The organism is Rhizobacter sp. P3_C12 (assembly GCF_056402735.1).
In genome coordinates this window covers 1-6,724 of sequence record NZ_JBFUGW010000309.1, presented here as the reverse complement: position 1 = coordinate 6,724, position 6,724 = coordinate 1, and the positions used below count along the sequence as shown (strand labels likewise).

The following is a 6,724-nucleotide window of genomic DNA, read 5'->3' as shown; positions in this document are numbered from 1 at the left end:
GGCATGGCCGGCGGGCTGCTGCTGACCTTCGTGTCGCTGTGCGCGGTGGCGCTGGTCGGCCGCGTGACCTCCGACATGTCGACCAACCGCGTCGGCCAGCGGCTGGTGGCGCAGGTGCGCAAATCGCTCGCGCAGAAGATCCTGTCGGCGCCGATCGATGCGCTGGAGCGCTACCGCACGCACCGCCTGATGCCGGTGCTGACGCAGGACGTCGACATGATCAGCGACGCCGGCTTCGTGCTGGCGTCCACCGTGATCGCGCTGTCGATCGCACTCGGCTGCCTGGGCTACCTGGCCTGGCTGTCGCTGCCGATGTTCGGGCTGCTCGTCGTCGCGCTGGTGCTGGGTGCCGCGGTGCAGGCGGTGGTGCTGACGCGCGCCGAGGCCGGTTTCTGGCGCGCGCGCGACGGCGAGGAGCAGCTGCACAAGGCCTACCGCGGCATCAGCGAGGGCGCGAAGGAGCTGCGCATGCACCGTGGGCGGCGGGCGCGCATGCTGTCCGGGCAGATCGAGCAGACGGTGGACGGCATCCGCACGGTCAACCAGCGCGCGATCAACACCTACGTGATCGGCAGCGCGTTCGGCTCGGCGCTGTTCTTCCTGCTGATCGCGGTGATCCTCGGCTGGGCCGCGGCGAGCACGGTGGCGCCGGCGGTGCTGAGCGGCTTCGTGCTGGTGCTGCTGTTCCTGAAGGGGCCGATCGACCAGCTGGTCGGCGTGCTGCCGAACATCGGCCGCGCGAAGGTGGCGTTCCAGCGCATCGGCGACCTGTCGCTGCGTTTCGCGACGCCCGAACCCTTCCTGCACCTGCACCTGGACCGGCCCGTAGGCGAGGGGGCGTTTGCCGATTCGATCGAGCTGCGCGGGGTGCGCTATGCGTTCGATGCGCCGGAGGGCGGTGGCGAGGCCTTCGTGCTCGGCCCGATCGACCTGGTGCTGCGCCGCGGCGAGCTGGTCTTCATCGTCGGCGACAACGGCTCGGGCAAGACGACGCTGATCAAGCTGCTGCTCGGGCTGTATGCGCCGCAGCAGGGCGAGCTGCGGCTCGACGGCAAACCGGTGACCGATGCGACGCGCGACGACTACCGGCAGCTGTTCACGACGGTGTTCTCCGATTTCTACCTGTTCCAGGACCTGGCGGGCGAGGGCGGGGCGCCGCAGCCGCTGCCGGAGGCGGCGCAGCCCTACCTGGAGCGGCTGGAGATCGCGCACAAGGTGTCGGTGCGCGACGGCGCGTTCAGCACCATCGACCTGTCGACCGGCCAGCGCAAGCGGCTGGCGCTGGTGCATGCGTGGCTCGAAGGCCGGCCGGTGCTGGTGTTCGACGAATGGGCGGCCGACCAGGATCCGGCCTTTCGCCACCTGTTCTACACCGAGCTGCTGCCGGAGCTGCGCGCGAAGGGGCACCTGGTGGTCGTGATCTCGCACGACGACCGGTATTTTCATGTGGCGGATCGGGTGGTGCGGATGGGGGCGGGGAGGGTGGAAGAGGAGGCCGTGGCGATCGCGGCGTGATAGCGTTCGATCGGAGCGTGCATCATTGCGTTCGCAAATCTGATCAACGGGAGAACTGCCATGAAACACCAGGGAAGCTGCCACTGCGGCAACGTCGCCTTTGAAGTCGAAGGCGAGATCAAGAGCGCAATGTCTTGYAACTGCTCCATGTGTCAACGAAAGGGCTCGCTGCTTTGGTTCGTGCCCAGAGACTCGCTTAAGGTCTCCACCCCGGAGGACGCCTCTCGCGTCTACTTGTTCAACAAGCACCTGCTGAAGCACCGCTTCTGCCCTGCCTGCGGCATCCACCCCTATGCGGAAGGCAAGGATCCAAAGGGCAACGACATGGCTGCGATCAATATCCGATGCCTGGAAGGTATCGATCTCGCATCTGTTCCGGTCACACACTTCGATGGGCGATCGAGGTGACGCTAGCGCAGTCGTTCGATCGGGAAGGCATGTCGCCATGAGGAGTCCCTCCATCTGCCCGGTGTGCCAGTCGCGCAAACTCGTCGACGGGCGGATCCTTGCTGATGGGTCAGAAAGCGGTTCTGCCGAGAAGTTCTTCCCGAGCGGGCTGCGCTTCCTGTTGCTGAGGCGATCCGTGCGTTTGACAGGCAGGGACGCTTTCAGAGCTTGCACGGAGTGCGGGCACGTCTGGAACCAGCTCGATGCCACGGCGTTGCGGGAACTGGTCGAGCACGGAGCGTCGGAAGGACTGAAGCGAAAGCTCCAGATCCGAGAATGATGTCCAGGAAGTGGGAGTTCGGCGTTTCAGACGTTGATGAAGGACGACGTGCAACTGATCAAGAATCTCTTTGGCAAGAAGAAGAGCACGCCCGCGGCGAGGCTGTCCGAGCCGGCGCAGCCCGCCAAGCCCGCCTTGACGCCACAGGCGTGGCTGCTGGAGTTGTTCAAGCGCCATGGGTTGGCTTCGACCGTCCACAATGATTGGGTGCTTCCCGGTGGCGAGCTGCCGGCGGTCCGTGGCACGCCATCAACTCATTTCACGTGCTGCCGTCCTCGCTCTGGCATCGCCATGATCCCGAGCAGGTCCTGACCGAGGTGTGGACCGTCGCGGGGCGACGGTTCAGCGCATTCATCGGCAACGTCGGCACTCGAAGTTCGGCTGGCATCACGCCGTCGATTCCGGCAGGCTTGATGCCCGTCCTGGAGACGGCAATCCGGAGCGAGCCCCTCGAGCCCGACCTGCACTGGTTCCGCTTCTACGTGGGGCACGTGAATGGCGAGTTCATTTTCGAGGCCTTGAAGGACAACGAGCCGTGGCTGGCGGGCGTGAGTGCGCTGACGTCGTGCGAATGGACGCGTTGCGACGGGTTCTACGGCGCGCGGCTGTTCATGGTGTTGCGTGAGATGGTCGGCGAGGTGCAGCTGCCGGTCTGACTTGTGTAAGACAGCACTACGCGCGATTGCTCGGCGGCGAAGTCACCGTGATGAACTTCTTTGGAGGCAACGAGGGCAATGCGTTGCCGCCCGGGTCTACCGCGGCAGCCGCAGACAAGGTCCGGTTCGCTGAACTTCGAGTTGGCGATCAAGCCATCCTCGGAAACGATCTGCCAGAAGGCCAGGCCGTATCCATGCAGGGCTTCAACGTCGCGCTGCACAGCCCCGGCGCGGCGGAGGCCCGTCGCATTTTTGCTGGCCTGTCGGAGGGCGGAAAAGTGACGGCACCTCTTGCACCAGTCGATTGGGCGGCCCTGTTCGGCATGGTGACTGACCGCTTTGGTGTCCCGTGGCTCGTCCTCGCGCTCGGAGAATGACCTCATGGATAACGTTCGAAGGTTCTTTGCACGCTATGAGGAAGGCGCCAACAGCTTCGACCCGGAGTGGATGAGCTCTCTCTACATGGCCGAGTTCATGGCGGGCGATCCGCATGGTGTTTCGTGCGGCAAGAATGATGACAGCCTCAAGGCMTCCTTCTCCCAGCGAAAAGCCTTCTTCGAGCAGATCGGGTTCCGGCGAGCCAAAGTGCTGAACATTGATGCCACACCGCTCGACGGGAGGTACACGATGGCAAAGATTCACTGGCAGATGACATTCGAGAAAGACCCCGGGTCCGGCCCCAAAGCCGCATTCTGGATTTCGCACGAGGATGAGCAGGCCGTCATGCGCGACGCTGGCCTCATCCCGGCAGCCGGCTGATACAGGGGTTCGGCCGACTTCATGGCTCCGACCAATGAGACCCGAGCAGCGTTCGTCCGGTCGACTCGGCAATCTGCCTGGATACGGCGGCACTGTGGACGGCCCGGCTGAGGGTCACGGCGCCCACCAATGCAGCCAAAGCAGCGCAAGCCGAGGCTGAATCTCGCGGAACCCCTGGAGAACGTGGCCCCGCGACAATGGCCTCGGCCACCTCGTGCAGGCCTGCTTCGAAGGCGGCGCGCGACGCATCATCCGAGCGAGCCACCTCGGGCGAAAGACTCTGCAGCGTGCAGCTTTCGGAAAGGTCGCAAGTGCGTTTGAATCCAAGGTAGAACCTGACGAACTCGGGCCACCATGCTTTCGCATGCGTGGCTTGGAAGTGGAGCACGCCCTCCTTGAGTTCCTTCATGCCCTGGGTGACCGCCTCGCGAAAAGCCGACGACTTCGAATCGAAGTGCACGTAAAACGCGCCCGAGGTGACCCCCGCCTCTTTCGCCAAGCCGTCGACTCCGATGCCGCCGAAGCCGTTGCGACGAAAGCCGCGCGCTGCGGCATCCACGATGCGTCTTCGTGTCAGCACCTTTTGCTCGGCTCTCGACATGGGCTTCCTCTCGGTCGGCGGGCCCTCATTTTACGCGTTGGAGAAACGATCGTTATGTGCCTTCAACGCCGGGGTTCTTGGGCAGCCGCGCCAAGCTTCTCGTACTCGTGCGGCTGCAGAGTTGCGGGGCACTCCGGATTTGCAAGGCGGGATTTGCGCCGCTGTCCGAGTCAGCCGTTCGAAGCGGCCTTGCCGAGCTCGGCGTTTGTCATCGCTTTTCCGGCGGTCCCCCATGCGCCGTCAACTGCGTGCACAACGTTGACCCAGATGAATTCCTTTGCCAGCCTGCCGCCCGAGGCCTCATGGACGATCTGAGTGGCTTCCTCCACGTAGCCCATCTGAATCTCGCGGGTTGCGAAGGCAAACGACGGAACCTTCCATTCAATGAAGGCGACCCGTGCCTCCTTGGATCCAGAGAAGGTGTGCTCTTGAGGCACCACGTTGATGGAGCCGATGACGTTGGGCGTCATGACCTTGTTCCCGGTGAGGCCGTGCCATTTGAGCATGGCGTCGGACAAGCGAGCGAACGTGGCCTTTTCGGCGCCCTTGGGAAGGACGCCTTCCGTGACGGTAAAGGTGAGAGGCATGACACGACTCCGGGAACTGGGTTGAGCCTGCAACGCTGGCGGCAGGCACGACCGTCAACATAACGATCGTGATTTAAGAATACATAACGATCGTGATTCTGTCAAACGAAAGTCAATCAGGCCTGCTCTGTTGGCGGGAACTCAGGATAGCGAGGCAGTTGGTCTGCGACATGCAGCCAAGGCAGTCGCTTGGACTCCCAGTAGTGAAAAGTGGGCGGGACCAAGCTTGGTTCATCCAGGCTACCGATCGTGAGATCGATGAGCCCTGGGATGTACTCTGCCGTGAAGCAGATCTGCGTGCCGCAATGAGAACAGAAGCCGCGCTTGGCACCCGGCGATGATTCGTAGATGGCGGGTGGCTCGGCAAGAAAGGAGACCTGTTGAAGCTCGTACATGGCCCAGGCGACTGTGGGTGCCGCATTCATCGTGCACTTCGGGATGAGACACTTCACTCGATGAGCCAGACGTTCTCGATCGACCCGCTGCATTCAGATGCCTTTGATCCGTTCGCCGCCTACCTCACCGATCATGTCGCCGACAACGGCCGCGACGGGATGCCGCTGTTCCAGCCGCTGGCCCGGGCGGAGTCGCGCTTCGACGGCGAACGGGCGCGGGCCTTTCGGGACGCACTCGACGTGCCCCTGTTCGAGCCAGGATGGCGACGTGCTTGGGTGGCGCGCCTCGCCGACGGCCGCATCATCGGCCACATTGATCTGCGCGCCCGGGCTGAAGCCCATGCGACGCACCGCTGCATTCTGGGCATGGGCGTTGACCGCGCACGGCGCGGCACGGGCGTCGGCGCCGGACTTCTGGCGCATGCACGCGATTGGGCGACGTCGCAGGCGGCGCTCGACTGGATCGACTTGCAGGTTCTGTCGTCCAACGATCCGGCGATCCGCCTCTATCAGCGCTCGGGTTTCATCGACACTGGAGAGCTCGTCGACTTGTTTCGCATCGAGGGACGGTCGATGGGATTCCGATCGATGGCGCTGAGGCTGGTGCGCGACGGCCTTTGAGCTGGGCCGTTCTCTGGCGAACGGAACGGCACACGCAGCCAGGCGGCCAGCGAACGGCCCACCTGCAAGGCATTGTCCTGTGCCGGCGTGGTGAACAACTGCATCACGCCGTCGTCGCATTCGAGCTGGAGCATGGCGAGCCGCGGCGTGGCGTCGGTGCCTCGGACAATGGACAGCCGGACCGCCGAGAAGGCCTTCACTTTCTGGATTTCTCGCCGGCCGGTGCGGTCGCTTCGATGGACCGCGAGGCGCACCTTGTCGATCTGGAAGTAGGCATCCGTGCGACGATTGATCCGATGCAGGAACACAGCCAACCCCAGGGCCACCAGCAAAAAAACGCCTCCTAAAATGCGATCCTGTTCGAGCCGCGACGACAGGCACAAAACGCCGGCCGCCACAGTCATGACCAGATTGGCGATGACGAACAAGGCATTCAACAAGCCAAAACGGGCCGATGGCGCGTGCAATCGAGCCATGTTGGCGGCGGAGAATGACAAGTGAGCGTACATCGAGGTCGGGCGTTGTTTGCGGGGCGCTTGCCTGTCTCTAGACATGAAGGATACCCAATGGTCTTCGTTGCGATCACGTCCGCGGGTTTGGCAGAAGCTCTTCGCCGGGCAGCCGACGACGACGCAATCTGGTGCGGCAGTGAGGAAGGCTTGTGGCGGACTGAGTCCGGGCGACGCGCGCACTGCCGAGTTGTAGACTTCCAAACATGCTTGAAGCCGCTGCGTCCGTCGTTGCCTGTCCGTCTTGTGAACAGTTTGTGGACGGGCTGTATTGCGATGCATGCGGTTGTGGCTTCGTCCGTGAAGACTCGCTGATGGCGAGCAGTCGGAAGTTGGCTAAGGTCCGTCACCTCT

General features: G+C 63.5%; 11 protein-coding genes. 7 read left to right on the top strand and 4 right to left on the bottom strand.

What is annotated here, in order from left to right:
* From AC1DXV_RS29440 to AC1DXV_RS29415, 6 genes are all read left to right on the top strand, one after another.
* A partial coding sequence (locus AC1DXV_RS29440) for a cyclic peptide export ABC transporter (RefSeq protein ID WP_477936971.1) occupies positions 1-1,515 on the top strand: 1,515 nt, incomplete at its 5' end.
* A gap of 60 nt (positions 1,516-1,575) precedes the next feature.
* Positions 1,576-1,923 carry a GFA family protein gene (locus tag AC1DXV_RS29435; RefSeq protein WP_477874653.1) on the top strand — a complete coding sequence of 116 codons (348 nt, stop codon included), beginning with the start codon at positions 1,576-1,578 and terminating at the stop codon, positions 1,921-1,923.
* A gap of 355 nt (positions 1,924-2,278) precedes the next feature.
* Complete coding sequence (locus tag AC1DXV_RS29430) at positions 2,279-2,554, top strand: hypothetical protein (RefSeq protein WP_477936969.1); 276 nt, start codon at positions 2,279-2,281, stop codon at positions 2,552-2,554.
* Positions 2,506-2,898: a DUF6348 family protein gene (locus tag AC1DXV_RS29425; RefSeq protein WP_477936967.1), complete on the top strand. Its 393-nt coding sequence runs from the start codon at positions 2,506-2,508 to the stop codon at positions 2,896-2,898. The genes AC1DXV_RS29430 and AC1DXV_RS29425 overlap by 49 nt, the downstream gene beginning before the upstream one ends.
* A 26-nt stretch (positions 2,899-2,924) precedes the next feature.
* Entirely contained in the window at positions 2,925-3,275 is a 351-nt protein-coding gene (locus tag AC1DXV_RS29420; protein ID WP_477873213.1) for a VOC family protein, read from the top strand.
* Positions 3,276-3,279: 4 nt separating this feature from the next.
* Positions 3,280-3,657: a DUF6841 family protein gene (locus AC1DXV_RS29415; RefSeq protein ID WP_477873211.1), complete on the top strand. Its 378-nt coding sequence runs from the start codon at positions 3,280-3,282 to the stop codon at positions 3,655-3,657.
* A gap of 19 nt (positions 3,658-3,676) precedes the next feature.
* Here AC1DXV_RS29415 and AC1DXV_RS29410 read toward each other — a convergent pair whose 3' ends face one another.
* From AC1DXV_RS29410 to AC1DXV_RS29400, 3 genes are all read right to left on the bottom strand, one after another.
* The gene (locus AC1DXV_RS29410; protein ID WP_477873209.1) at positions 3,677-4,258 is read right to left on the bottom strand and encodes a TetR/AcrR family transcriptional regulator; all 582 of its coding nucleotides are present in this window, start codon (positions 4,256-4,258) and stop codon (positions 3,677-3,679) included.
* 170 nt (positions 4,259-4,428) lie between these two features.
* On the bottom strand, positions 4,429-4,845 hold the full coding sequence (locus tag AC1DXV_RS29405; RefSeq protein ID WP_477936965.1) for a 4-oxalocrotonate tautomerase: 417 nt from the start codon (positions 4,843-4,845) through the stop codon (positions 4,429-4,431).
* A 116-nt stretch (positions 4,846-4,961) separates the two neighbouring features.
* Positions 4,962-5,333: a GFA family protein gene (locus tag AC1DXV_RS29400; protein ID WP_477868056.1), complete on the bottom strand. Its 372-nt coding sequence runs from the start codon at positions 5,331-5,333 to the stop codon at positions 4,962-4,964.
* Here AC1DXV_RS29400 and AC1DXV_RS29395 point away from each other — a divergent pair.
* The gene (locus AC1DXV_RS29395; RefSeq protein WP_477868058.1) at positions 5,301-5,861 is read left to right on the top strand and encodes a GNAT family N-acetyltransferase; all 561 of its coding nucleotides are present in this window, start codon (positions 5,301-5,303) and stop codon (positions 5,859-5,861) included. The genes AC1DXV_RS29400 and AC1DXV_RS29395 overlap by 33 nt on opposite strands.
* Here the strand turns inward: AC1DXV_RS29395 and AC1DXV_RS29390 are convergent.
* A complete protein-coding gene (locus AC1DXV_RS29390) occupies positions 5,750-6,652 on the bottom strand; it encodes a hypothetical protein (protein WP_477936963.1) in 903 nt (300 codons plus the stop codon). The two genes, AC1DXV_RS29395 and AC1DXV_RS29390, sit on opposite strands and share 112 nt — an antisense overlap.
* Positions 6,653-6,724: the final 72 nt, after the last annotated feature.